The sequence below is a fragment of the Rhodobacter calidifons genome (genome assembly GCF_011174775.1).
In the GTDB taxonomy this organism is placed as follows: Bacteria; Pseudomonadota; Alphaproteobacteria; order Rhodobacterales; family Rhodobacteraceae; genus Tabrizicola; species Tabrizicola calidifons.
In genome coordinates this window covers 13,353-36,447 of record NZ_JAANHS010000014.1, presented here as the reverse complement: position 1 = coordinate 36,447, position 23,095 = coordinate 13,353, and the positions used below count along the sequence as shown (strand labels likewise).

Sequence of the window (23,095 nt, the reverse complement as noted above, 5' to 3'; positions counted from 1 at the left end):
AACGGGCGGGGAGACGAAGCGGGCCGGAGACGGTCTGCCTTGCAAGCGCGCCGCAAGCCATCAAGGAGCCCCTCGTGGACCTCATCCTCCGAGAGTATCTGCCTATTCTCATCCTTCTGGCGGTCGCCGTCGGACTGGGACTTGTCCTGATCCTGGCCGCCGCCGTCCTGGCCGTCAGGAACCCGGACCCCGAAAAGGTCAGCGCCTACGAATGCGGCTTCAACGCCTTCGACGACGCGCGGATGAAGTTCGACGTGCGGTTCTACCTGGTGTCGATCCTGTTCATCATCTTCGACCTGGAAGTGGCGTTCCTCTTCCCCTGGGCCGTGGCATTTGGCGACATGAGCATGGCGGCATTCTGGTCTATGATGCTGTTCCTGGGCGTCCTGACGGTCGGGTTCGCCTATGAATGGAAGAAAGGGGCCCTGGAATGGGAGTGATGGCAGGAGCCAACACGGCCGGAGGCGACCACGAGGTCGCCGTTCAGGCGTTGAATCGCGAGCTTCAGGACAAGGGCTTCATCCTGACGTCCACCGAGGACATCATCAACTGGGCGCGGATCGGCAGCCTGCACTGGATGACCTTCGGTCTGGCCTGCTGCGCGGTCGAGATGATGCATACCAGTATGCCGCGCTATGACCTCGAACGCTTCGGCACCGCGCCGCGCGCCTCGCCGCGGCAGTCGGATCTGATGATCGTGGCGGGCACGCTGACCAACAAGATGGCCCCGGCGCTGCGCAAGGTCTATGACCAGATGCCGGAACCGCGCTATGTGATCAGCATGGGCTCCTGCGCCAACGGGGGCGGCTACTATCACTACAGCTATTCGGTGGTGCGCGGTTGTGACCGGATCGTCCCGGTCGATATCTACGTCCCCGGCTGCCCGCCCACGGCCGAGGCGCTGCTGTACGGCATCCTTCAGTTGCAGCGGAAGATCCGCCGCACCGGCACCCTGGTGAGGTAAGCCCCATGTCCGAAGCCCTGACCGAACTTGCCGGCTATATCGAGCTGAAGCAGCCCGAGGCTGTCGTCTCGACCACCATCGCCTTCGGCGAATTGACCGTGGTGGCGAATCTGGCGAACCTTGAGGCGCTGGTGGAGTTCCTGCGCGACGATGCCTCTTGCCGGTTCTCCACTCTGGTGGACATCACGGCGGTCGATCACCCTGAACGGCCGCAGCGGTTCGACGTGGTCTATCACTTCCTGTCGATGTACCGGAACCACCGCATCCGCGTGAAGGTCGCCGTGCGCGAGGAAGAGATGGTGCCGTCGATCACCGACCTGCACCCCAGCGCCAACTGGTTCGAGCGGGAGGTGTTCGACATGTTCGGCATCCTGTTCTCGGGCCACCCGGACCTGCGGCGCATCCTGACCGACTATGGTTTCCGGGGCTATCCGCTGCGCAAGGACTTTCCGACCACCGGCTACACCGAGGTGCGCTATGACGAGGCGCTGAAGCGCGTCGTCTACGAGCCGGTGAAGCTGGTGCAGGAATACCGGCAGTTCGATTTCATGAGCCCCTGGGAAGGGGCGGACTATATCCTTCCGGGAGACCAGAAGGCGGAGGCCAAGTGATGGCCCGCGACCGCAGGGGAGCAAACTGATGGACGGCGACATCCGGCGCAACAGCTATGATGACGGGTCGGTGGACCTGGAGACCGGCGAACAGCGCATCCGCAATTTCAACATCAACTTCGGGCCCCAGCACCCGGCGGCGCATGGTGTGCTGCGGCTGGTGCTGGAGCTGGACGGCGAGATCGTCGAACGCTGCGACCCGCATATCGGCCTCTTGCATCGCGGCACCGAGAAGCTGATGGAAAGCCGCACCTATCTTCAGAACCTGCCCTATTTCGACCGGCTGGACTATGTGGCGCCGATGAATCAGGAGCACGCCTGGTGTCTGGCGATCGAGCGGCTGACCGGGACGGTCGTGCCGCGCCGCGCCAGCCTGATCCGGGTGCTGTTCTGCGAGATCGGGCGGGTGCTGAACCACCTTCTGAACGTGACCACGCAGGCGATGGACGTGGGCGCGCTGACCCCGCCGCTCTGGGGCTTCGAGGAACGCGAGAAGCTGATGGTCTTCTACGAGCGCGCCTGCGGGGCGCGGCTTCACGCGGCCTATTTCCGCCCCGGCGGGGTGCATCAGGACCTGACGCCGCAGCTGATCGACGACATCGACGCCTGGGCCGAGGCTTTCCCCAAGGTGCTGGACGATATCGACGGGCTTCTGACCGAGAACCGCATCTTCAAGCAGCGCAATGCCGATATCGGCGTGGTGACCGAAGCGGATGCGCTGGCCTGGGGCTATTCCGGCGTGATGGTGCGCGGGTCGGGTCTGGCCTGGGACCTGCGCCGCGCCCAGCCCTATGAGTGCTACGACGAATTCGACTTCAAGATTCCGGTCGGCAAGAACGGCGACTGCTATGACCGCTATCTCTGCCGCATGGCCGAGATGCGGGAATCGACCAGCATCATCCGCCAGGCCTGCGCCAAGCTGCGGGTGGAGAAGGGCGACGTGCTGGCGCGCGGCAAGATCACCCCGCCGAAGCGGGCCGAGATGAAGACCTCGATGGAGGCCTTGATCCACCACTTCAAGCTCTACACCGAAGGGTTCCATGTGCCTGCGGGCGAGGTCTATGCCGCGGTCGAGGCGCCGAAGGGCGAGTTCGGGGTCTATCTGGTGGCCGACGGGACCAACCGGCCCTATCGGGCCAAGATCCGCGCGCCGGGCTATCTGCATCTTCAGTCGATGGACTGGATCTGCAAGGGCCACCAGTTGGCCGACGTCAGCGCCATCATCGGCACGATGGATGTCGTGTTCGGGGAGATCGACCGCTGATGCCGGACGTCACGATCAATCTGTGGACCCTGATCCTGGGCGCGGCTGCGGGCCTGGCCGGGGTCGTTGGGTCCCGCTATGGCCACAAGCTGGTCATGGGCGCCGTCTCGGGCGCCGTGGCTGCCGTGGTCCTGACTTTCGCCAGAGGATATTTCTGAGCCATGCTGCGCCGTCTTCACAAGGACCAGCCCGAGAGTTTCGCCTTCACCCCGGCGAATCTGGAGTGGGCCAAGGCCCAGATCACCAAATATCCCGAGGGCCGACAGGCGAGCGCGATCATCCCGCTGTTGTGGCGCGCGCAGGAGCAGGAGGGGTGGCTTAGCCGCCCCGCGATCGAATATGTCGCCGACATGCTGGGGATGCCCTATATTCGCGCGCTGGAGGTGGCGACCTTCTACTTCATGTTCCAGTTGCAGCCCGTGGGCTCGGTCGCGCATGTGCAGATCTGCGGCACGACCTCCTGCATGATCTGCGGCGCCGAGGAGCTGGTGGCGGTGGCGAAAGAGCTGATCGCGCCGACGCCGCATACGCTGTCGGCCGACGGCAAGTTCTCGTGGGAAGAGGTCGAGTGCATGGGGGCCTGTGCCAACGCGCCGATGGCCCAGATCGGCAAGGACTATTACGAGGACCTGACGGCCGAGAAGCTGCGCGCTCTGATCGGGCGGTTCCGCAACGGCGAGGTCCCGGTGCCGGGGCCGCAGAACGGGCGCTATGCCTCGGAGCCCCTGGGCGGGCTGACCAGCCTGAAGGAATACGAGGCGGGCCGGAACCCCCATAACGCCAGCGTGCAGGCGGCGGTGGAGCTGAAGGATACGGTCAAGCGGATCGACGGGACCGAAGTGCCGCTGCGGACGCCTTGGCTGGGCGGGGCGGCAAAGCCGGTCAAGGCCGAGCCCATGCCTGCGGCCAAGCCCGCGCCGAAGCCGAAGGCCGAAACGGCGCCTGCGCCTGCGGCAACGGTGGGAAAGAAGCCCAGGGCTCTGAAGGCCGCGCGCAAGGGCAAGCCGGATGACCTGAAGCTGATCCTCGGGATCGGGCCCAAGCTGGAACAGCTGTGCCACAAGCTGGGTTTCTTCCATTTCGACCAGATCGCCGCCTGGACTGAGGAGGAGATCGCCTGGGTCGACGAGAATCTGGAAGGCTTCAAGGGCCGGGTCAGCCGCGACCGTTGGGTGGCCCAGGCCAGGATCCTTGCGGCGGGCGGCAGTGTCGAAGAGGCCGAGGCGGCAGCGCGCGGCTGAAGGTGTCTTGTGAGTGCCCGGGTCCGGCCAAGGTCGGGCCGGACGGGTGACATGGGGTAGGCGGATGCGGGAAGAGGACGACGACACGACGATCGGAAGGGGCGGCTGGGGGCTGGTTGTGGCCTCGGGCCTCATCTTCTTTGTCGTCCTGCGCTTTGTCTTGGACTACATGCTGTTCCCGTCGCTTGCCTTTGCCCTGGCCATCGCGCTGATCGTGCTTCTGGTCCTTCACCGGCTGGCGGTCGCGGTGAACCGGTACGATGCCGCCGAGGCCGCGCGGCAGGTGCGCCGGATTGTCCCGGCCTCGGCCCTGTCGGAAGGCACGACCCGCGTCAGCGGCATCGAAGGCGCGCAGGCCTCGCCCGTGGTGGCGGTGCCGGTGCGCCCCGAGGCGGCTTCGCCGGCTTCGCAGCGCCCGGCTGCGACGGTGACGCCGCTTGCCAAGCTTGATGCCGCCCCGATCATCCTCCCGCGCCCGGTCGAGCCGGTGCCGCCGGCCGCCGCCCGGCCGGTGCAACAGGCCCCGTCCGTCCCGGACCAGGCTGCCCCGGCGGCGGAGGAACTCCCCCCGTTGCCGCCTGCACCCGCTGCAAAGCAACCTGCCGCGAAACCGAAGGCCGAACCGAAGTCTGGCACCAAGGCGGCAGCCGGCGGCAAGACCGCTGCCGGAACCTCCGCAAGGGCCGCAAAGGCCGCCGCGCCGGCGGCAAAGCCGGCGGCCGGGTTCAAGGGCAAGGCCGAACTCAAGGCGGAGGCCGCGGCCGCGCCTGGGGCAAAGGCGGTGCCGGTCACCGATGCGGCGCCTGTGGCTGCGCCCAGGACCAAGGCGGCGAAGCCGAAGGCCTCGCCCCGGGCGAAGGCCGCGAAGGCCCCGGCTTCGGGTCTGGTCCGGCTGACCGCGCCGCGCGGGGGCAAGGCCGACGATCTGAAGCTGATCGACGGAGTGGGCCCGGCGCTGGAGCGGCTGGTCAACAGTCTGGGCTTCTATCATTTCGACCAGATCGCCGCCTGGACCGATGCCGATGTGGCGCTGGTCGATGCCGAGCTGAAGTCGTTCAAGGGCCGCGTGACGCGGGACAAATGGGTGATCCAGGCGAAGATCCTGGCCGAAGGAGGAACTGTGGAAGAGGCGGCCGCCGCAGCCGCAAAGGCGTGACGGCCAGAGGAAGCAACGCGGAAACCGGGATCGCCGGCCCGCCCGAACGGGAGTGACATGGAATGCGCAGTGCAGAGAACCTGAATGCCCCCTGGCTGGGCGGCTGGATCATCGGGGCGGCGGCGGGGCTGGTGGCCTTTGCCGCGCTGATCATCATCGGCAAGTTCGATTACACGCCGGCCGCGGCCATCGGGATCGTGGTGGCGCTGCTGGCCGGTATGATCCTCGGGATGCCCTGGGGCGCGGGACCCTCTGGCCCGGTGGCGCAAGCTTCGGGCGCGGCGGCTGCGGCTGCGGCTGCGGCACCGGTGCCCGCGGCACCCGTTGCGGCACAAGGCCCCGCTGCCGCGCCGGCAACCCCGGCCGCCTTCGCCGCGATGCCGGCCGAGGCGCATGCCGGGCCGGAACGGCTTTCGGCGCCGCGCGGCGGCAAGGCTGACGACCTGAAGGAGATCGAGGGCATCGGCCCGGCGTTGGAAAAGCTGGTTAACGAACTTGGCTTCTACCACTTCGCGCAGATCGCGAGCTGGACGGAGGACGATGTGGCCTGGGTCGATGCCAACCTCAAGGGCTTCAAGGGCCGCGTGACCCGCGACAAATGGGTGGCGCAGGCGAAGATCATCGTGACCGAAGGGCTTGAGGCGTTCCGCGAACGCGCCAAGACCAACAACTACTGAGACCCCGGAAGGCTGACCCCCATGCAGACCCGTCCCGACCCGGCAGAGCTTCAGCGCGCGCGACAGGCGCGGCTGGTGGCGATTGTCCTGGCCGGGACGATGGTTGTCTGGATGGGGGCGCAGTGGCTGGGCGGACAACTCGGGTTGGAGGCGCGCTATGTGTTCCTCTTCGACCTTCTGGCCATCGCGGGCTTTGTCTGGGCCCTGGTGGTGACGTATCAGATCTGGCGCGGACGCCAGGGTTAGGAAGACCAAATGCTCAAGGATCAGGACCGCATTTTCACCAATCTCTACGGGATGCATGACCGCAGCCTGAAGGGCGCGATGAAGCGCGGACATTGGAACGGCACCGCCGAGATCATCAAGCGCGGGCGCGACACGATCATCGAGCAGGTCAAGGCCTCGGGCCTGCGCGGTCGGGGCGGCGCGGGCTTTCCGACCGGGCTGAAGTGGTCGTTCATGCCGAAACAGTCGGACGGACGGCCGTCCTATCTGGTGGTGAACGCCGACGAATCCGAGCCCGGCACCTGCAAGGACCGCGAGATCATGCGCCATGATCCGCACACGCTGATCGAGGGCTGCCTGATCGCCAGTTTCGCGATGGGGGCGAACACCTGCTACATCTACATCCGCGGCGAATACATCCGCGAGCGCGAGGCGTTGCAGGCCGCGATCGACGAATGTTACGATGCGGGCCTGCTGGGCAAGAACGCCGCGAAATCGGGCTGGGACTTCGACCTGTATCTGCACCACGGGGCAGGGGCCTATATCTGCGGCGAGGAAACCGCCCTTCTGGAAAGCCTGGAAGGCAAGAAGGGCATGCCCCGGATGAAGCCGCCCTTCCCGGCGGGAAGCGGCCTTTACGGCTGCCCGACCACGGTGAACAACGTGGAGAGCATCGCCGTGGTGCCCACGATCCTGCGCCGGGGGCCGGACTGGTTCGCCAGCTTCGGGCGTCCGAACAACACCGGGACCAAGCTGTTCGGCATCTCGGGCCATGTGATGAAACCCTGCGTCGTCGAAGAGGCGATGTCGATTCCGTTGAAGGAATTGCTGGACCGCCATTGCGGCGGGGTCCGGGGCGGCTGGGACAACATCAAGGCGGTGATCCCCGGCGGGTCCTCGGTGCCTTTGCTGACCAAGGAACAGTGCGACGACGCGATCATGGATTTCGACTGGCTGCGCGAGCAGCGGTCGGGTCTGGGCACGGCGGCGGTGATCGTGATGGACAAGTCCACCGACGTCATCAAGGCGATCTGGCGGCTGTCGAAGTTCTACAAGCACGAGTCCTGCGGCCAGTGCACCCCTTGCCGGGAAGGCACCGGCTGGATGATGCGCGTGATGGACCGTCTGGTGCGCGGCGAGGCAGAGATCGAGGAGATCGACATGCTGCTGTCCGTGACCAAGCAGGTCGAGGGCCACACCATCTGTGCGCTCGGCGATGCGGCGGCCTGGCCGATCCAGGGCCTGATCCGCGCCTTCCGCGACGAGATCGAGGACCGGATCAAGGCCCGGCGCACCGGTCGGATAAGCGCGGTCGCGGCGGAGTGATGCGGGTGGCGCTGGCCCTTTCGGTGACACTGGCCCAGGCGGCCTGTGTGGGGACGGTTGCGACCGTTCCCGCATCGCGTGAGCCCGTGCGCGTCACCAACGGCGGCCAGCCGTTCCAGATGTGGGAGGGCGCGGCAGCACGGAAGGCGGCGGATGCCCAGTGCGGGCCGAGGGGCGTGCGCGTCACGATCTACGACCGCTATGACCCCGCTGCCGGTGCCTGGGTCTATCCGGGGGGCTGCGCATGACGTCTGCCCTCGTTTCCGGTCACGATGGCCTGATAACCCCGGTTTGTCATGGCATATCAGGGGCGTTTGCCCCCATCTCCGGCGCAGGCGCAGTCGATCCTCGACGGGCCCGAGCAGCCAAGGAGAACAACATGCTTCGCACCCTCATCCTGTCCCTGACCCTTGCCGCCACGCCTGTGCTGGCGCTGGTGCCGATCAGCGAGAACCCGGAAATCCGCGAGAAGCTGTTGCAGGGCTTCATCGGCGACGCCATCGCCGACAACTGCCCCACGATCGAGGCGCGCAAGCTGAAGGCGCTGGGCGAGCTGAACAAGCTGCGCGACTTTGCTCTGGCGCAGGGCTATGAGGCCTCTGTCGTGCGCGACTTCGTCCGCTCGAAAGAGGAGAAGGCCAGGTTCAAGGCCGAGGCCGCCGAATGGCTGAAGGCAAAGGGCGCCGAGCCGGGCAACACGGCCGCCTATTGCAAGATCGGCGAAGAAGAGATCGCCAAGGGCACCCCGGCCGGATCGCTGCTGAGGTCCACGAAATGACACCGTCCGGCATGCACCTGGCCGAGCTGAACGTGGGGCGCCTTCCGGCCCCCACCGACGCCCCGCGCGTGGCCGAGTTCATGGCGGCGCTCGACCGGGTGAACGGGCTGGGCAAGCGGATGCCGGGGTTCGTCTGGATGATGGAAGGTTCGGGCGAGCCGGGCACCGGGAATACGGAAACCAAGATCGGGGGCGCCCCGCAGGCCGTGTCGAACCTGACGGTCCGGGAAAGCGTCGGGACGCTGGAGCAGTTCGTCATGTGGCGGTTGCCTGCGGGGCATAAGCCCAGCCTCGACGAGGGGCAGGTGCGGCTGAAGCATCGGGAAGCGCATGGTGACAGCCTCCATGCGTTCGGCTGGAAATATCTGAAGGAAGCGCAGGCATGGAAGACCCATGGTCGCGCGCAAGGGGCGGCGGAGTAAGGCCATGACCAATCTCAGGAAAATCAACATCGACGGGATCGAGGTCGAGGTCGATGGCGCGATGACCATCATCCAGGCGGCCGAGGTCGCCGGGGTGGAAATCCCGCGCTTCTGCTATCATGAGCGGCTGTCGATCGCCGGCAACTGCCGGATGTGCCTGGTCGAGGTGGTCGGAGGGCCTCCGAAGCCTGCGGCAAGCTGCGCGATGCAGGTGCGCGACCTGCGGCCCGGCCCGAATGGCGAGGCGCCGGTCGTCAAGACCAAGTCGCCGATGGTGAAGAAGGCCCGCGAAGGGGTGATGGAGTTCCTGCTCATCAACCATCCCCTGGACTGCCCGATCTGCGACCAGGGCGGCGAATGCGACCTTCAGGATCAGGCGATGGCCTATGGCGTCGATTTCAGCCGCTACCGCGAGCCGAAGCGGGCGTCCGAGGATCTGGACCTCGGGCCGCTGGTCGCAACCAAGATGACGCGCTGCATTTCCTGCACCCGTTGCGTCCGGTTCACGACCGAGGTTGCAGGGATCACCCAGATGGGCCAGACGGGCCGGGGCGAGGATGCCGAGATCACGTCCTACCTGAACATGACGCTGGATTCGAACCTTCAGGGCAACATCATCGACCTTTGCCCGGTCGGCGCGCTGACCTCGAAGCCCTATGCCTTCACGGCGCGGCCCTGGGAGCTGACCAAGACGGAATCCATCGACGTGATGGACGCCCTGGGGTCGAACATCCGCGTCGACACCAAGGGCCGCGAAGTCATGCGCATCCTGCCGCGCAACCATGACGGCGTGAACGAGGAGTGGATCAGCGACAAGACCCGTTTCGTCTGGGACGGGTTGCGCCGGCAGCGGCTGGACGTGCCTTATGTCCGCGAGAACGGCAAGCTACGGAAGGCGTCGTGGGGCGAGGCGCTGACCAAGGCGGCCGAGGCGATGAAGGGGAAGAAGGTTGCAGGCCTTGTCGGCGATCTGGTGCCGGTCGAGGCGGCCTATTCCCTGAAAACGCTGGTGGAATCGATCGGCGGCCATGTGGAGTGCCGCACCGATGGCGCGCGGCTGCCGATCGGCAACCGCTCAGGGTATGTGGGCACCGCGAAGATCGAGGACATCGACACGGCCAGGGTGATCCTCTTGATCGGGACCAACCCGCGGGTCGAGGCTCCGGTCCTGAACGCGCGCATCCGCAAGGCCTGGGCCAATGGCGCGATGGTGGGGCTGATCGGCGAGAAGGTCGATCTGACCTATGATTACAAGCACATGGGCAGCGACCGCGCGGCCCTGGTCGATCTGGTGGGCCGGGTGACGCCGAAAGAGAACACGCTGGTCATCATCGGTCAGGGCGCGATCAACGAGGCCGACGGCGAGGCGGTCCTGTCCCAGGCGATGGCCTATGCCACCGGCGCGGGGGCGAAGTTCCTGGTGCTGCACACGGCGGCGGGGCGCGTCGGCGCGATGGATGTGGGTGCGGTGACCGAAGGCGGGCTGGCGATGGCGACGCAAGGCGCGCAGGTGGTCTACAACCTTGGCGCGGACGAGGTCGAGATCAGCCGGGACGGGGCGGATGCGCCCTTCGTGATCTATCAGGGCTCGCACGGCGACCGGGGCGCGAACCGGGCCGACATCATCCTGCCGGGCGCGGCCTACACGGAAGAGAACGGGCTGTTCGTCAATACCGAAGGGCGTCCGCAGCTGGCCTTCCGCGCCGGCTTTGCCCCCGGTGAGGCAAAGGAGAACTGGGCGATCCTGCGGGCCTTGTCGGCGGAACTGGGCGCGCAGCTGCCGTGGGATTCGCTGGCGGGCCTGCGGTCGGCGCTGGTCGCTGCACATCCGCATCTGGGCCGCATCGACGAGGTGCCGGAGAACGATTGGCAGCCCCTGCCGGTGAAGGCCCCGGCCAAGGCGACCTTCCGCAATGCGATCAGGGATTTCTACCTGACCAACCCGATCGCGCGGGCGTCTTCGGTGATGGCAGAGCTTTCCGCCATGGCCAAGGCCCGTGCGGCGACCCCGATTGCGGCAGAGTAAGATGGCGCAGCGCCTTTCCCTTCTGGCGACCCTTGGCACCGCGACAGCGGCGCTGGGGGCTTGCACCCCGGCGGGAGAGGTGCCAGAGGAGCGCGGGCAGACGGCGGTCTATCAGGGGGTCTCGACGATCCTTCTCGACAGGGACCTGGTCGGCTTCAACCTCGCCATGACGGGGGCGAAGGACCGGGCGGATGTCGAGGCCTATGGCCGCTGTGCTGCCGCGCAATATGCGCTGGATCAAGGGTTTGGCTTCGCGCGGCACGTGCGGACCATCGTGACGAAGAAGGGCCGGACGTGGTACGGGGATGCGGTCTATCTGATCTCCTCCAGCCTGCCGCAGGGTCTGCGGGCGATGGACGCCGAGGCGATGGCGTCCGAGTGTGCGGAACTTGGCATACCGGGCCGGTAGGACTGGGGCCGGTGAGACGGACGAATTGAGGATGAGGGACTGACATGGACGGGTTTCTTGCCACGGGCTTTGGGACGGCGGTGCTGATCGCGGCGCAGTCGCTTCTGATCGTGGCCTTCGTGATGCTGAGCCTGCTGTTCCTCGTCTATGCCGACCGCAAGGTCTGGGCGGCGGTGCAGATGCGGCGGGGACCGAACGTGGTGGGGCCGTTCGGCCTGCTGCAATCGGTGGCCGATGCGCTGAAGTATGTGGTCAAGGAAATCGTGATCCCGGCGGGCGTGGACCGTCCGGTGTTCTTCCTGGCGCCGATGCTGTCCTTTGTCCTGGCGATCCTAGCCTGGGCGGTGATCCCCTTCGATGACGGCTGGGTTCTGGCCAACATCAACGTGGCGATCCTGTTCGTCTTTGCCGTGTCCTCGCTGGAGGTCTACGGCGTGATCATGGGCGGCTGGGCCTCGAACTCGAAATACGCCTTCCTCGGGTCGCTGCGGTCGGCGGCGCAGATGATCTCTTACGAGGTGTCGCTGGGCCTGATCATCATCGGGGTCATCATCTCGACGGGTGCGATGAACTTCGGCGCCATCGTGGCCGCACAGGACGGGCCTTACGGCCTGTTCAACTGGTACTGGCTGCCGCACCTGCCGATGGTGGTGCTGTTCTTCATCAGCGCGCTGGCCGAGACCAACCGCCCGCCCTTCGACCTGCCCGAGGCGGAGTCGGAACTCGTCGCCGGGTTCATGGTGGAATATTCGTCCACCCCCTACCTTCTGTTCATGGCCGGCGAATACATCGCGATCTTCCTGATGTGCGCGCTGATCAGCCTCTTGTTCTTCGGTGGCTGGCTGTCGCCGATCCCGGGGCTGGCCGATGGCTGGTGGTGGATGGTCGCCAAGATGTGGCTCTTCTTCTTCATGTTCGCCATGGTGAAGGCGATCGTCCCCCGCTACCGCTATGACCAGCTGATGCGGATCGGCTGGAAGGTCTTCCTGCCGCTGTCGCTGGCCTGGGTGGTGATCGTGGCGTTCCTGGCGAAATTCGAAGTGCTCGGCGGCTTCTGGGCCCGCTGGGCCGTGGGGGGCTGATCCATGACGGAAAACGTCGAGAATCTGATCCTTGCTCAACTTCGGGAGATCCGAGAGCGGCTGGGCAAGATCGAAGCCGGTCTGGATGACGTGAAGACCGGGCAGCAGAGCGTCACTGGCATCCTGATCGGGCTTGGCGGCTACATCCGGGCCATTGATGAGCGCGTGGAGCATATCGAAGAAAAGCTGGGGATCGAACAGTGAGCAACATCGACTGGACCCGTGCGACGCGCTATTTCCTCTTGATGGATTTCATCAAGGGCTTCGGCCTGGGGATGAAATACTTCTTCGCGCCGAAGACGACGGTGAACTACCCGCACGAGAAGGGGCCGCTGTCGCCCCGCTTCCGCGGCGAGCACGCGCTGCGCCGCTATCCCAACGGCGAGGAACGCTGCATCGCCTGCAAGCTGTGCGAGGCGGTCTGCCCGGCGCAGGCCATCACCATCGACGCGGAGCCTCGCGAAGACGGGTCGCGGCGGACCACCCGCTATGACATCGACATGACCAAGTGCATCTACTGCGGCTTCTGTCAGGAAGCCTGCCCCGTGGATGCCATCGTCGAAGGCCCGAACTTCGAATTCTCGACCGAGACGCGGGAAGAGCTGTTCTACACCAAGGAAAAGCTTCTGGAGAACGGCGCCCGCTGGGAGGCCGAGATCGCCCGCAACCTTGAAATCGACGCTCCGTACCGGTGAGGTCCCATGACCGAGAACGGCGAGAACCTGATCCTGACTCAGCTTCGCGAGATGCGCGGCGAGCTTTCGGCCATGCGCGCCGATATCGCTGCAATCAAGACGGACATGAGTCAGGTCGATCAGAAGGTTGATGGGCTGACCGTCATGCTCGCGCTTCTGGCCGGACATGTGCACCACGTCGAAGAGCGGGTGGAAAAGCTGGAAGAGAGCCGCAAGTGACCGACGATTTCGCCAAGATGTTTTCCGCCTGGATGGAGCAGGGCCAGAAGATGGCCAGCGCCTTCATGCCGGGTATGGAGAATTTCGACGCGAAGGCGATGGAAAAGTTCTTTCCGCCGATGCCGAAAGAGCTTCTGGAGATGTGGTTCGGCAAGACCTTCAACCCCGAGGGTCTCGATGCCCGCACCCGGTTTCTGGTGACCATCGCGGCGCTGACGGTGCTGGGGCCGGTGGGCGAGCCGCAACTGCGGATGACGATCAAGAATGGCCTTGCGGCCGGGGCCACCAAGCGCGAGATCGCGGAAGTGATCTGGCAGATGTCCATGTTCGGCGGTCTGCCCGCCATGCAGAAGGCGCTGGAAGTGGCCCAGTCCGTCTTCGCCGAGATGCCTGAGGAGAAAGACGCATGACCGTCTTCGAATTTGCCTTCTACATGTTCGCCGTCATCACGGTGGCGTCGGGCCTGATGGTCACGCTGTCGCGGAACCCGGTCCATTCGGTGCTGTGGCTGATCCTTGCGTTCCTGTCGACCTCGGGGTTGTTCGTGATGCTGGGCGCCGAGTTCGTGGCGATGCTGCTGGTCATCGTCTATGTCGGCGCGGTGGCGGTGCTGTTCCTGTTCGTCGTGATGATGCTGGACATCGACTTTGCCGCGCTGAAGGGGGAGCTGGCGCGCTACATGCCGCTGGGCCTGCTGATCGGCGTGGTCCTTCTGATGCAGGTGGCGATCGGCGTCGGCGTCTGGCAGGTGGCTGACGGGGCAGAGGGCCTGCGGCAGGCGGTGGCACCGACCGAGATCGAGAATACCCGGGCGCTGGGGTTGCTGCTTTACGACCGCTATTTCCTTCTGTTCCAGCTTGCGGGCCTGATCCTGCTGGTGGCGATGATCGGGGCGATCCTGCTGACGCTGCGGCACAGGAAGGACATCAAGCGGCAGAACGTGCTGGCCCAGATGTGGCGCGATCCGGCCAAGGCGATGGAGCTGAAGGACGTCAAGCCGGGGCAGGGGTTGTAACGGCGTGACCCCGCCCCGGACCTGATCCGGGGCCTCGGGTTGCAGAAAGAGGCCCCGGGTCAGGCCCGGGGCGCGCGACGACGGAACGAACGGGCCGCAAGACGCCCAAGAGGGAACGAGAGATGGTGGGACTTGAACATTACCTGACGGTAGCCGCGGCGCTGTTCGTCATCGGGATCTTCGGGATCTTCCTGAACCGGAAGAACGTGATCGTCATCCTGATGTCGATCGAGCTGATGCTTCTGGCGGTCAACATCAACCTTGTCGCCTTCTCCAGCTTCTCGGGCGATCTGGTGGGGCAGGTCTTCACCATGTTCGTCCTGACCGTGGCCGCCGCAGAGGCTGCCATCGGTCTGGCCATCCTGGTCGTCTTCTTCCGCAACCGCGGGACGATCGAGGTGGAAGACGTCAACGTGATGAAGGGCTGACCCAGATGGCAACGATCATCCTTTTCGCTCCCCTGATCGGGGCCATCATCTGCGGCTTCGGCTGGCGACTGATCGGCGAGCGCGCGGGTCAGGTCATCACCACCTCGCTGGTGTTCCTGGCCGCCGCGCTGTCCTGGTGGATCTTCCTGACCTTCGACGGCACCACGCAGCAGATCGTCCTGATGCGCTGGATCGAAAGCGGCACGATGGGCAGCGAATGGGCGATCCGGCTGGACCGGCTGACCGCGATCATGCTGGTCGTGGTGACCTCGGTCTCGGCGCTCGTCCACCTCTACAGCTTCGGCTACATGGCGCATGACGACAACTGGCGCGAGGGCGAGCATTACAAGGCGCGCTTCTTCGCGTACCTGTCGTTCTTCACCTTCTCGATGCTGATGCTGGTGACGTCCGACAACCTGGTCCAGATGTTCTTCGGCTGGGAGGGTGTGGGGGTCGCCTCCTACCTGCTGATCGGCTTCTACTACCGCAAGGCCAGTGCCAACGCGGCCGCGATGAAGGCCTTCATCGTCAACCGCGTCGGCGACTTCGGCTTTGCGCTGGGCATCTTCGCGCTGTTCTATCTGACCGACAGCATCCGCTTTGACGACGTCTTTGCCGCAGCCCCCGCGCTGGCCGAGACGAACCTCACCTTCCTCTGGGGCGAATGGAACGCGGCGAACCTCGTGGGTGTCCTTCTCTTCATCGGCGCGATGGGGAAATCGGCGCAGCTGTTCCTGCACACCTGGCTGCCGGACGCGATGGAGGGCCCGACGCCTGTCTCGGCGCTGATCCATGCCGCGACCATGGTGACGGCGGGGGTGTTCCTCGTCTGCCGGATGTCGCCGCTTTATGAATACGCGCCGCAGGCTCTGGCCTTCATCACGGTGCTGGGCGCCTGCACGGCCTTTGTCGCGGCGACCATCGGTCTGGTGCAGAACGACATCAAGCGCGTGATCGCCTATTCGACCATGTCGCAGCTGGGCTACATGTTCGTGGCTGCGGGCGTGGGCGTCTATCCGGTGGCGATGTTCCACCTGTTCACCCATGCCTTCTTCAAGGCGATGCTGTTCCTGGGCGCGGGCTCGGTGATCCACGCGACGCACCACGAACAGGACATGCGCAACTACGGCGGCCTGCGGAAGCAGATCCCGCTGACCTTCTGGGCGATGCTGATCGGCACGCTGGCCATCACCGGGGTCGGCATCCCGCTGACCCATTACGGTTTCGCCGGCTTCCTGTCGAAGGACGCGGTGATCGAGAGCGCCTGGGTCGGATCGGGCTTCGCCTTCTGGCTGCTGGTCGTGGCAGCCTGTTTCACCAGCTTCTATTCCTGGCGGCTGATGTTCATGACCTTCTTCGGGGAAAGCCGCGCGCATGGCGGCCACGGCCACGACGACCACAACGGTGCGGTGCATGATGCACATGGCCACGACGATCATGGCCACGGCCACCACGAGCCGCACGAAAGCCCGATGGTCATGCTGATCCCGCTCGGGGTGCTGGCGCTGGGGGCGGTGTTCTCGGGGATGATCTGGTACAAGGTCTTCTTCGGGGAAGAGACGGCGGTCCGCGACTGGTTCGGGATGGAACAGGTGGCCCACGGAGAGGCGCATGGCGCGGATCACGGCGCGGTTGCTGCGGTGAACAGCGAGGGCGAGACCGTCACCGCCGAAGCCGCCCCGGCCGAGGGCCATGCCGCCGAAGGCCATGCCACCGGCGTCGCCCCGAAGGGCGCGCTGCTGATGCTGCCCTTCACGCCCGAGGAACAGGCCGTGGTGGACACGCGGCTTGACGCGGCGAAGGTCGCCAAGGCCGAACATCCGCCGACCACGATCATCAACGCGGCGCATCTGGTACCGACCTGGGTCAAGGTCGCGCCCTTCATCGCCATGCTGATCGGTTTCGCCGTGGCCTGGCTGTTCTACATCAAGGACCCCAGCCTGCCGCGCCGTCTGGCCCAGCAGCAGCGCCCGCTCTACCTGTTCCTTCTGAACAAGTGGTATTTCGACGAACTCTATGACGTGATCTTCGTCCGTCCCGCCCGGTGGCTGGGGGGCTTCCTGTGGAAGCGCGGCGACGGCGCGGTCATCGACGGGTCGATCAACGGGGTGGCGATGGGGATCGTCCCGATGCTGACCCGCCTCGCAGGCCGCGCGCAGTCCGGCTACCTGTTCCACTACGCCTTCGCGATGGTGCTGGGGATCGTTGCCCTCGTCACCTGGATGACGCTGTTCGGCGGCGCGAAGTAAGGGGCGCGGATCAATGGAAAACCAACTGCTTTCGATCATCACCTTCCTGCCGCTGGTCGCGGCGCTGATCCTTGCGCTGTTCATGCGCGGCGACGACGCGGCAGCGCGGCAGGGGGCGAAGTGGCTTGCCCTTTTCACCACCAGCGCGACCTTCGTCATCTCGCTGTTCGTGCTGTTCCGTTTTGACCCCTCGAACACCGGCTTCCAGTTCGTCGAGGAGCGCCAGTGGATCCTGGGCCTGACCTACAAGATGGGCGTGGATGGCATCTCGATCCTGTTCGTGATGCTGACCACCTTCCTGATGCCGATCACCATCTGGTCGTGCTGGGGGGTGGAGCACCGGGTGAAGGAATACATGATCGCCTTCCTGGTGCTGGAGACGCTGATGCTGGGCGTCTTCATGGCGCTGGACCTGGTGCTGTTCTATCTGTTCTTCGAGGCGGGCCTGATCCCGATGTTCCTGATCATCGGCATCTGGGGCGGCAAGGACCGCATCTACGCGGCGTTCAAGTTCTTCCTCTACACCTTCCTTGGGTCGGTCCTGATGCTGGTCGCGATGATCGCGATGTATCTGGATGCGGGGACCACGGACATCGTGAAGCTTCTCGCGCACAACTTCGGGTCCGAGACCTTCAACCTGCTGGGCTTCCAGGTCGTGGGCGGCTTGCAGACCATGCTGTTCCTCGCCTTCTTCGCCAGCTTCGCGGTGAAGATGCCGATGTGGCCGGTGCACACCTGGTTGCCCGATGCCCACGTCCAGGCACCCACGGCGGGGTCGGTGGTGCTGGCGGCGATCCTCTTGAAGATGGGTGGTTACGGCTTCCTGCGCTTCAGCCTGCCGATGTTCCCGGTTGGGTCGGACGTGATGGCGCCGCTGGTCCTGTGGCTCTCGGCCATCGCCATCGTCTATACCTCGCTGGTGGCGCTGGCGCAGACCGACATGAAGAAGCTGATCGCCTATTCCTCGGTCGCGCACATGGGCTATGTCACCATGGGCATCTTCGCCGCGAACCAGCAGGGCGTGGACGGGGCGATCTTCCAGATGCTGTCGCACGGCTTCATCTCGGGCGCCCTGTTCCTTTGCGTGGGCGTGATCTACGACCGGATGCACACGCGTGAGATCGACGCCTACGGCGGCCTTGTGAACCGGATGCCGGCCTATGCGCTGGTCTTCATGTTCTTCACCATGGCCAACGTGGGCCTGCCGGGCACCTCGGGCTTCGTGGGCGAGTTCCTGACGCTGATCGGCATCTTCCAGGTCAATACCTGGGTCGCTGCCGTCGCTGCGACGGGGGTGATCCTCTCGGCGGCCTATGCCCTGTGGCTCTACCGCCGGGTCGTGTTCGGCGACCTCATCAAGGAGGCGCTGAAGTCGATCACCGACATGGACCGCCGCGAGAAGGCGATCTTCGCCCCCCTGATCGCCATGACCCTGATCCTGGGCGTCTACCCGAGTCTCGTCACCGATATCATCGGCCCCTCGGTTTCGGCGCTCGTTTCCGACTATCACGCCGCGCTGCCTGCCGATCCGGCGGCGCTGGCCATGCACTAGGACAGCTGACATGACCTCTGCAGATTTCCGCATCCTTCTGCCCGAGATCCTGCTGTCGGGCTATGCCATGGCCGCGCTGATGGCCGCGGTCTACACCACCAGGGACAAGCTGGCCGCGACGCTGGTCTGGGCCACGGCGGGGCTGTTCGTGGCGCTGGCGCTGTACATTGGCGCGGCGGGGGTGGGCGAGCGGACCGTGTTCAACGGTCTCTTCGTCGATGACCCCTTCGCCCGCTTTGCCAAGGTGACGATCCTTCTGTCCGCCGCCGCCGTCCTGGTGATGAGCCAGGACTACATGTACCGCCGCGACCTGCTGCGGTTCGAATACCCGATCCTGGTCACGCTGGCCGTGGTCGGGATGATGGTCATGGTCTCCTCCGCCGACCTCATCACGCTCTACATGGGGCTGGAGCTGCAATCCCTGTCGCTGTACGTCGTGGCCTCGATCCGCCGTGACAGTGCCAAGTCCTCGGAAGCGGGCCTGAAATACTTCGTCCTCGGCGCGCTGTCCTCGGGGCTGCTGCTCTATGGCGCCTCGCTGGTCTATGGCTATGCGGGCACGACGCAGTTCGCGGGCATCCTGACGACCGTGCAGGCCGGCGTGCCGCTGGGTCTGCTGTTCGGGCTGGTCTTCATGCTGGCGGGTCTGGCCTTCAAGGTCTCGGCCGCGCCCTTCCACATGTGGACGCCCGACGTCTACGAAGGCTCGCCCACGCCCGTCACCGCCTTCTTCGCCACCGCGCCCAAGGTCGCGGCCATGGCCCTGATCGCCCGGCTGGTCCAGGACGCGTTCGGAGGCATCCCCGGCCAATGGGGCCAGGTGCTGGCGGCGCTGGCGGTGGCCTCGATGTTCCTCGGCGCCGTGGCCGCGATCGGGCAGCGCGACATCAAGCGGCTGATGGCCTATTCCTCGATCGCCCATATGGGCTATGCGCTGATCGGGCTTTGCGTCGGCACGGCCTATGGGGTGCAGGCGACGATGATCTACATGGCGATCTACGTCACGATGAACGTCGGCACCTTCGCCTTCATCCTGTCGATGGAGCGCGACGGCCGCCCGGTGTCGGACATCGCCGGGCTGAACCAGTTCGCCAGGAAGGAACCGCTGAAGGCCCTGGCCATGCTGGTGTTGCTGTTCTCGCTGGCGGGCGTGCCGCCGATGGTCGGCTTCTTCGGCAAGTTCTATGTCCTGAAGGCGGCCGTGGACGCAGGCTGGGTCTGGCTGGCCGTGGCGGGGGCCGTCGCCTCGGTCATCGGGGCTTTCTACTACCTGCGCCTCGTCTACTTCATGTATTTCGGGGCCGAGCAGGACCCCGTCGACAGCCGCATGGCCCCGGTGCAATGGGGGATGCTGGTCGCAGTGGCCGCGATCATGCTTCTGGGCATCGTGAACCTCTTCGGGATCGAAGGCCCCGCGGCGCTGGCCGCCCAGGCACTTGTCCGGTAACGGCAGGGCAGGGCACATCACCCTGCCCGAGATCGACTCGACCAACGCCGAGGGGTTCCGGCGCGCCCAGACGCTCGCCGGTCCCACCTGGATCCTGGCCGGCGTCCAGACCGCCGGCCGGGGCCGCCGCGCCAGGCCCTGGTCCAGCCCCCCGGGCAACTTCCACGGCACGCTGGTCCTGAAACCCACCGAACCGCCCGAGACGGTGGCGCTCCGCTCCTTCGCCGCCGCCCTCGCCCTGCGCGACGCCTTCGTCCAGATGACCGGCTTTCCCAGCAGCTTCACCCTGAAATGGCCGAACGACGTCCTGTGCAACGGCGGCAAGATCGCGGGGATCCTGCTGGAATCCCAGGGCCTCAACACCCCGGACGCGACGCTCTGCATCGGCATCGGCGTCAACCTGATCGCCGCCCCCGATGCCGCCCAGATCGAAGCCGGGGCGGTTCCGCCCGTCTCGCTCCTTTCGGAAACCGGCCTCCGCATCACTCCCGAGGCCTTCCTCGACGCCCTCGCCCCCGCCTGTGACCGATGGGAGGCCACCTTCCGCCGCGAAGGCTTCGCCCCCCTGCGCGCCGCCTGGCTCGCCCATGCCGCCCGCCTTGGCCAGCCGATCCGCGCCCGCACCGGAAGCCAGACGCGCGAGGGCACGTTCGAAACCATCGACCCGCAAGGCAACCTGGTCCTCCGCACTCCGGCCGGAACCCTTGCCATCCCCGCTGCCGAGGTGTTCTTCTGAGCCCGGCATTCATCTGTCCACAAATATCCCACGGGGGTCCGGGGGTGTGAAACCCCCGGTCCGCCGCCTCAACCCGGGACCACCGCCCATGCTTCTGGCCATCGACTGCGGCAACACCAACACCGTCTTTTCGATCTGGGACGGGTCGCGTTTCATCGCCACCTGGCGCATCGCCACCGACCACAAGCGGACGGCGGACGAATATTTCGTCTGGCTCTCCTCCCTGATGTCGCTGACCCGCACCGAAGCCACCATCACCGAGGCGATCATCTCCTCGACCGTGCCGCGTGTCGTGTTCAACCTGCGCGTCCTGTGCGACCGCTATTTCGGCTGCCGCCCGCTGGTGGTGGGCAAGCCCGACTGCCGCCTGCCCGTCCCGCCACGCGTCGATCAGGGCACCACGGTCGGCCCGGACAGGCTGGTCAATACCGTCGCGGGGCACGCCCGGCACGGGGGCGACCTTGTCATCGTCGATTTCGGCACGGCCACGACCTTCGACGTGGTCGATACCGACGGCGCCTATATCGGCGGGGTGATCGCGCCGGGCGTGAACCTGTCGCTTGAAGCCCTGCACATGGCCGCCGCCGCCCTGCCGCATGTCGATGTCGCCAAACCCCTGAAGGCCATCGGCACGAATACGGTGGCCTGCATGCAGTCGGGCGTGTATTGGGGCTACATCGGCCTGGTCGAAGGCATCGTGCGCGAAGTGCGCCGCGAACGCGACCGGCCGATGAAAGTCATCGCGACAGGGGGCCTTGCCTCGCTGTTCGCGCAAGGGACCGCGCTATTTCAGTCCATCGAGGACGATCTGACCATGCATGGCCTCGTCCTGATCCACGACCACAACAAGGAAACTGCATGAACCGCCTTATCTATCTTCCCCTCGGCGGCGCCGGCGAGATCGGCATGAACGCCTATGTCTACGGCTATGGGCCGAAGGGGAAAGAGCGTCTGATCCTCGTCGATCTGGGCGTGGCCTTCCCGGACATGGATGCCTCGCCCGGCGTGGACCTGATCCTGCCCGATGTCGGCTGGCTGCACGACAAGCTGGACCGGCTGGAGGCGATCTTCATCACTCATGCGCATGAGGACCACATCGGCGCGCTGCCGCATCTCTGGCCGGGGCTGGAGAAGAAGGTCTACTGCCGCCGCTTCACCGCGACCATCGGGCGGCTGAAGTTCGAGGAGGCGGGCCTGCCCGTCGACCAGATCGTGACGGTCGAACCCCGCCCCGCGACCGTCGAGGTCGGGCCGTTCAAGGTGCAGTTCGTGCCTGTCAGCCATTCGATCCCGGAATCCTCGGCCCTGGTGATCGACACGCCCGCGGGCCGCATCTTCCATTCCGCCGATTTCAAGATCGACCATACGCCGGTGGTGGGCGAAGGCTGGGACGACGCGCGCTTCTCCGAGATCGCCGCCGAACGGCCGGTGAAGGTGATGGCCTGCGATTCGACCAATGTCTTTTCCACCCATCCCGGCCGATCTGAGGCGACGCTGGCCGAACCGCTGACCGAGCTGATCCGCAGCCGTAGCGGCATGGTGGTGGCCACGACCTTCGGATCGAACGTGGCGCGGCTGAAGACCCTGGCCGAGGCGGCGCGGGCCGCCGACCGGACGATCTGCGTCCTGGGCCGGTCGATGAAACGGATGCTTTCGGCGGCGGAAGAGGCGGCGGTGCTGTCGGGTTTTCCGAAGACCGTCAGCCCGGAAGAGGCGCTGGAGGTGCCGCGCCGCAACCTGATGCTGCTGGTGACCGGCAGCCAGGGCGAGCGGCGGGCGGCCAGCGCGCAGCTGTCGCGCGGCAAGTATCTGGGGATCGAGATGAAGGAAGGCGACACCTTCCTGTTCTCGTCCAAGACCATCCCCGGCAACGAACGCGACGTGCTGCGGGTCTGGAATGCGTTTTCCGAAATGGGCGTGCAGGTGATCGATGACCAGAACGGCAAGTACCACGTCTCGGGCCATGCCAACCGCCCGGACCTTGAACACGTCCACCGGCTGATCCTGCCCGACATGCTGATCCCGATGCATGGCGAGCACCGGCACCTGACCGAACATGCCCGCATCGCCACGGAAAGCGGCATCGCGGCTGCCGTGGCGCCGAACGGGACGATGCTGGACCTCACGGGCGATGTGCCGGAAGTCGCGGAATATGTGGAAACCGGGCGGCTGTACATGGACGGCACCTCGATGATCGGCGCGCTGGACGGGGTGGTGCGCGACCGGATCCGCATGGCGCTGAACGGCGTCGTCACGGTCACCCTGATCCTGGACGAGACCGATACCCCGATGGGCGAGCCCTGGGTGGAACTCATGGGCCTGCCGCCCACGGGGCGCGGGGAACGGTCGCTGTCCGAGACGATGGAGGCCGACCTTGACGAGGTGATCGGACGCCTGGGCCGCAAGGTTCTGGCCGACGACGACAAGCTTGAAGAGGAGATCCGCAAGGTCGTGCGGCAGGTCGCGATGGAGGAGATCGGCAAGAAGCCGGAGGTGACCGTGGTCATCAGCCGCCTGGTGGCGGAATAGTCCCGCCCCAGGCAGGCTCGCCGCCGACTTCGTCGCTCCTCGCC

At 65.8% G+C, this 23,095-nt stretch carries 28 protein-coding genes; all 28 read left to right on the top strand.

Going from position 1 to position 23,095, the window contains the following annotated elements; translation table 11 throughout:
• Positions 1-74: 74 nt before the first annotated feature.
• Positions 75-440: an NADH-quinone oxidoreductase subunit A gene (locus G8O29_RS14990; protein ID WP_166404036.1), complete on the top strand. Its 366-nt coding sequence runs from the start codon at positions 75-77 to the stop codon at positions 438-440.
• Complete coding sequence (locus G8O29_RS14985; protein WP_187644560.1) at positions 431-964, top strand: NuoB/complex I 20 kDa subunit family protein; 534 nt, start codon at positions 431-433, stop codon at positions 962-964. Before G8O29_RS14990 ends, G8O29_RS14985 begins: the two co-directional genes overlap by 10 nt.
• Positions 965-969: 5 nt before the next feature.
• Complete coding sequence (locus tag G8O29_RS14980) at positions 970-1,575, top strand: NADH-quinone oxidoreductase subunit C (protein WP_166404035.1); 606 nt, start codon at positions 970-972, stop codon at positions 1,573-1,575.
• Between the two features lie 28 nt (positions 1,576-1,603).
• Positions 1,604-2,839: an NADH-quinone oxidoreductase subunit D gene (locus G8O29_RS14975; RefSeq protein WP_207623859.1), complete on the top strand. Its 1,236-nt coding sequence runs from the start codon at positions 1,604-1,606 to the stop codon at positions 2,837-2,839.
• Positions 2,839-2,997 (top strand): hypothetical protein, encoded by a 159-nt coding sequence (locus G8O29_RS14970; protein ID WP_155523138.1) that lies wholly within the window; start codon positions 2,839-2,841, stop codon positions 2,995-2,997. The genes G8O29_RS14975 and G8O29_RS14970 overlap by 1 nt, the downstream gene beginning before the upstream one ends.
• 3 nt (positions 2,998-3,000) lie before the next feature.
• Positions 3,001-4,080: an NADH-quinone oxidoreductase subunit NuoE gene (gene nuoE / locus G8O29_RS14965; RefSeq protein ID WP_166404034.1), complete on the top strand. Its 1,080-nt coding sequence runs from the start codon at positions 3,001-3,003 to the stop codon at positions 4,078-4,080.
• A 64-nt stretch (positions 4,081-4,144) separates the two neighbouring features.
• Complete coding sequence (locus G8O29_RS14960) at positions 4,145-5,236, top strand: helix-hairpin-helix domain-containing protein (RefSeq protein ID WP_166404033.1); 1,092 nt, start codon at positions 4,145-4,147, stop codon at positions 5,234-5,236.
• Positions 5,237-5,298: 62 nt separating this feature from the next.
• A complete protein-coding gene (locus G8O29_RS18315; protein WP_207623857.1) occupies positions 5,299-5,913 on the top strand; it encodes a helix-hairpin-helix domain-containing protein in 615 nt (204 codons plus the stop codon).
• 21 nt (positions 5,914-5,934) lie between these two features.
• Positions 5,935-6,159, top strand: coding sequence for a DUF5337 domain-containing protein (locus tag G8O29_RS14950; RefSeq protein ID WP_166404032.1), 225 nt, complete (start codon positions 5,935-5,937; stop codon positions 6,157-6,159).
• Positions 6,160-6,168: 9 nt separating this feature from the next.
• Complete coding sequence (gene nuoF / locus G8O29_RS14945; RefSeq protein WP_166404031.1) at positions 6,169-7,464, top strand: NADH-quinone oxidoreductase subunit NuoF; 1,296 nt, start codon at positions 6,169-6,171, stop codon at positions 7,462-7,464.
• Positions 7,465-7,469: 5 nt separating this feature from the next.
• Positions 7,470-7,712: a hypothetical protein gene (locus G8O29_RS14940; protein ID WP_166404030.1), complete on the top strand. Its 243-nt coding sequence runs from the start codon at positions 7,470-7,472 to the stop codon at positions 7,710-7,712.
• 131 nt (positions 7,713-7,843) lie between these two features.
• On the top strand, positions 7,844-8,242 hold the full coding sequence (locus G8O29_RS14935) for a DUF5333 domain-containing protein (RefSeq protein ID WP_166404029.1): 399 nt from the start codon (positions 7,844-7,846) through the stop codon (positions 8,240-8,242).
• The gene (locus tag G8O29_RS14930; RefSeq protein WP_166404028.1) at positions 8,239-8,664 is read left to right on the top strand and encodes a DUF3291 domain-containing protein; all 426 of its coding nucleotides are present in this window, start codon (positions 8,239-8,241) and stop codon (positions 8,662-8,664) included. Before G8O29_RS14935 ends, G8O29_RS14930 begins: the two co-directional genes overlap by 4 nt.
• Positions 8,665-8,668: 4 nt before the next feature.
• Positions 8,669-10,690 carry an NADH-quinone oxidoreductase subunit NuoG gene (gene nuoG, locus G8O29_RS14925; protein WP_166404027.1) on the top strand — a complete coding sequence of 674 codons (2,022 nt, stop codon included), beginning with the start codon at positions 8,669-8,671 and terminating at the stop codon, positions 10,688-10,690.
• A gap of 1 nt (position 10,691) precedes the next feature.
• On the top strand, positions 10,692-11,099 hold the full coding sequence (locus tag G8O29_RS14920; RefSeq protein ID WP_166404026.1) for a YNQ4 family lipoprotein: 408 nt from the start codon (positions 10,692-10,694) through the stop codon (positions 11,097-11,099).
• Between the two features lie 44 nt (positions 11,100-11,143).
• On the top strand, positions 11,144-12,181 hold the full coding sequence (gene nuoH / locus G8O29_RS14915) for an NADH-quinone oxidoreductase subunit NuoH (RefSeq protein WP_128515988.1): 1,038 nt from the start codon (positions 11,144-11,146) through the stop codon (positions 12,179-12,181).
• 3 nt (positions 12,182-12,184) lie between these two features.
• A complete protein-coding gene (locus tag G8O29_RS14910) occupies positions 12,185-12,385 on the top strand; it encodes a hypothetical protein (protein WP_166404025.1) in 201 nt (66 codons plus the stop codon).
• Entirely contained in the window at positions 12,382-12,876 is a 495-nt protein-coding gene (gene nuoI / locus G8O29_RS14905; RefSeq protein WP_166404024.1) for an NADH-quinone oxidoreductase subunit NuoI, read from the top strand. The genes G8O29_RS14910 and nuoI overlap by 4 nt, the downstream gene beginning before the upstream one ends.
• 6 nt (positions 12,877-12,882) lie before the next feature.
• Complete coding sequence (locus G8O29_RS14900) at positions 12,883-13,095, top strand: hypothetical protein (RefSeq protein ID WP_166404023.1); 213 nt, start codon at positions 12,883-12,885, stop codon at positions 13,093-13,095.
• Complete coding sequence (locus G8O29_RS14895; RefSeq protein WP_166404022.1) at positions 13,092-13,505, top strand: carboxymuconolactone decarboxylase family protein; 414 nt, start codon at positions 13,092-13,094, stop codon at positions 13,503-13,505. The genes G8O29_RS14900 and G8O29_RS14895 overlap by 4 nt, the downstream gene beginning before the upstream one ends.
• A complete protein-coding gene (locus G8O29_RS14890; RefSeq protein WP_166404021.1) occupies positions 13,502-14,110 on the top strand; it encodes an NADH-quinone oxidoreductase subunit J in 609 nt (202 codons plus the stop codon). Before G8O29_RS14895 ends, G8O29_RS14890 begins: the two co-directional genes overlap by 4 nt.
• 122 nt (positions 14,111-14,232) lie before the next feature.
• Positions 14,233-14,538 (top strand): NADH-quinone oxidoreductase subunit NuoK, encoded by a 306-nt coding sequence (gene nuoK / locus G8O29_RS14885; protein WP_103258174.1) that lies wholly within the window; start codon positions 14,233-14,235, stop codon positions 14,536-14,538.
• A gap of 5 nt (positions 14,539-14,543) precedes the next feature.
• On the top strand, positions 14,544-16,787 hold the full coding sequence (gene nuoL / locus G8O29_RS14880) for an NADH-quinone oxidoreductase subunit L (protein WP_166404020.1): 2,244 nt from the start codon (positions 14,544-14,546) through the stop codon (positions 16,785-16,787).
• Positions 16,788-16,800: 13 nt separating this feature from the next.
• The gene (locus G8O29_RS14875) at positions 16,801-18,339 is read left to right on the top strand and encodes an NADH-quinone oxidoreductase subunit M (RefSeq protein WP_166404019.1); all 1,539 of its coding nucleotides are present in this window, start codon (positions 16,801-16,803) and stop codon (positions 18,337-18,339) included.
• Positions 18,340-18,349: 10 nt separating this feature from the next.
• Positions 18,350-19,786, top strand: a complete 1,437-nt coding sequence (nuoN, locus tag G8O29_RS14870; protein ID WP_166404018.1) for an NADH-quinone oxidoreductase subunit NuoN — start codon at positions 18,350-18,352, stop codon at positions 19,784-19,786.
• Complete coding sequence (locus tag G8O29_RS14865) at positions 19,776-20,522, top strand: biotin--[acetyl-CoA-carboxylase] ligase (protein WP_166404017.1); 747 nt, start codon at positions 19,776-19,778, stop codon at positions 20,520-20,522. The genes nuoN and G8O29_RS14865 overlap by 11 nt, the downstream gene beginning before the upstream one ends.
• An 88-nt stretch (positions 20,523-20,610) precedes the next feature.
• Positions 20,611-21,384 carry a type III pantothenate kinase gene (locus G8O29_RS14860; protein WP_166404016.1) on the top strand — a complete coding sequence of 258 codons (774 nt, stop codon included), beginning with the start codon at positions 20,611-20,613 and terminating at the stop codon, positions 21,382-21,384.
• Positions 21,381-23,051: a ribonuclease J gene (locus tag G8O29_RS14855; RefSeq protein ID WP_166404015.1), complete on the top strand. Its 1,671-nt coding sequence runs from the start codon at positions 21,381-21,383 to the stop codon at positions 23,049-23,051. Before G8O29_RS14860 ends, G8O29_RS14855 begins: the two co-directional genes overlap by 4 nt.
• The last annotated feature ends 44 nt before the right edge of the window (positions 23,052-23,095 follow it).

Bases quoted from the DNA above. Each gene is read 5' to 3' on its own strand.
- nuoN (WP_166404018.1), top strand. From the start codon at position 18,350: ATGACCTCTGCAGATTTCCGCATCCTTCTGCCCGAGATCCTGCTGTCG.
- G8O29_RS14975 (WP_207623859.1), top strand. From the start codon at position 1,604: ATGGACGGCGACATCCGGCGCAACAGCTATGATGACGGGTCGGTGGAC.
- G8O29_RS14900 (WP_166404023.1), top strand. From the start codon at position 12,883: ATGACCGAGAACGGCGAGAACCTGATCCTGACTCAGCTTCGCGAGATG.
- G8O29_RS14935 (WP_166404029.1), top strand. From the start codon at position 7,844: ATGCTTCGCACCCTCATCCTGTCCCTGACCCTTGCCGCCACGCCTGTG.
- G8O29_RS14985 (WP_187644560.1), top strand. From the start codon at position 431: ATGGGAGTGATGGCAGGAGCCAACACGGCCGGAGGCGACCACGAGGTC.
- nuoL (WP_166404020.1), top strand. From the start codon at position 14,544: ATGGCAACGATCATCCTTTTCGCTCCCCTGATCGGGGCCATCATCTGC.
- G8O29_RS14910 (WP_166404025.1), top strand. From the start codon at position 12,185: ATGACGGAAAACGTCGAGAATCTGATCCTTGCTCAACTTCGGGAGATC.
- nuoE (WP_166404034.1), top strand. From the start codon at position 3,001: ATGCTGCGCCGTCTTCACAAGGACCAGCCCGAGAGTTTCGCCTTCACC.
- nuoG (WP_166404027.1), top strand. From the start codon at position 8,669: ATGACCAATCTCAGGAAAATCAACATCGACGGGATCGAGGTCGAGGTC.
- nuoF (WP_166404031.1), top strand. From the start codon at position 6,169: ATGCTCAAGGATCAGGACCGCATTTTCACCAATCTCTACGGGATGCAT.
- G8O29_RS14960 (WP_166404033.1), top strand. From the start codon at position 4,145: ATGCGGGAAGAGGACGACGACACGACGATCGGAAGGGGCGGCTGGGGG.
- G8O29_RS14920 (WP_166404026.1), top strand. From the start codon at position 10,692: ATGGCGCAGCGCCTTTCCCTTCTGGCGACCCTTGGCACCGCGACAGCG.
- G8O29_RS14930 (WP_166404028.1), top strand. From the start codon at position 8,239: ATGACACCGTCCGGCATGCACCTGGCCGAGCTGAACGTGGGGCGCCTT.
- nuoK (WP_103258174.1), top strand. From the start codon at position 14,233: ATGGTGGGACTTGAACATTACCTGACGGTAGCCGCGGCGCTGTTCGTC.
- G8O29_RS14860 (WP_166404016.1), top strand. From the start codon at position 20,611: ATGCTTCTGGCCATCGACTGCGGCAACACCAACACCGTCTTTTCGATC.
- G8O29_RS14950 (WP_166404032.1), top strand. From the start codon at position 5,935: ATGCAGACCCGTCCCGACCCGGCAGAGCTTCAGCGCGCGCGACAGGCG.
- nuoH (WP_128515988.1), top strand. From the start codon at position 11,144: ATGGACGGGTTTCTTGCCACGGGCTTTGGGACGGCGGTGCTGATCGCG.
- G8O29_RS14970 (WP_155523138.1), top strand. From the start codon at position 2,839: ATGCCGGACGTCACGATCAATCTGTGGACCCTGATCCTGGGCGCGGCT.
- G8O29_RS18315 (WP_207623857.1), top strand. From the start codon at position 5,299: ATGCGCAGTGCAGAGAACCTGAATGCCCCCTGGCTGGGCGGCTGGATC.
- G8O29_RS14890 (WP_166404021.1), top strand. From the start codon at position 13,502: ATGACCGTCTTCGAATTTGCCTTCTACATGTTCGCCGTCATCACGGTG.
- G8O29_RS14980 (WP_166404035.1), top strand. From the start codon at position 970: ATGTCCGAAGCCCTGACCGAACTTGCCGGCTATATCGAGCTGAAGCAG.
- G8O29_RS14875 (WP_166404019.1), top strand. From the start codon at position 16,801: ATGGAAAACCAACTGCTTTCGATCATCACCTTCCTGCCGCTGGTCGCG.
- G8O29_RS14855 (WP_166404015.1), top strand. From the start codon at position 21,381: ATGAACCGCCTTATCTATCTTCCCCTCGGCGGCGCCGGCGAGATCGGC.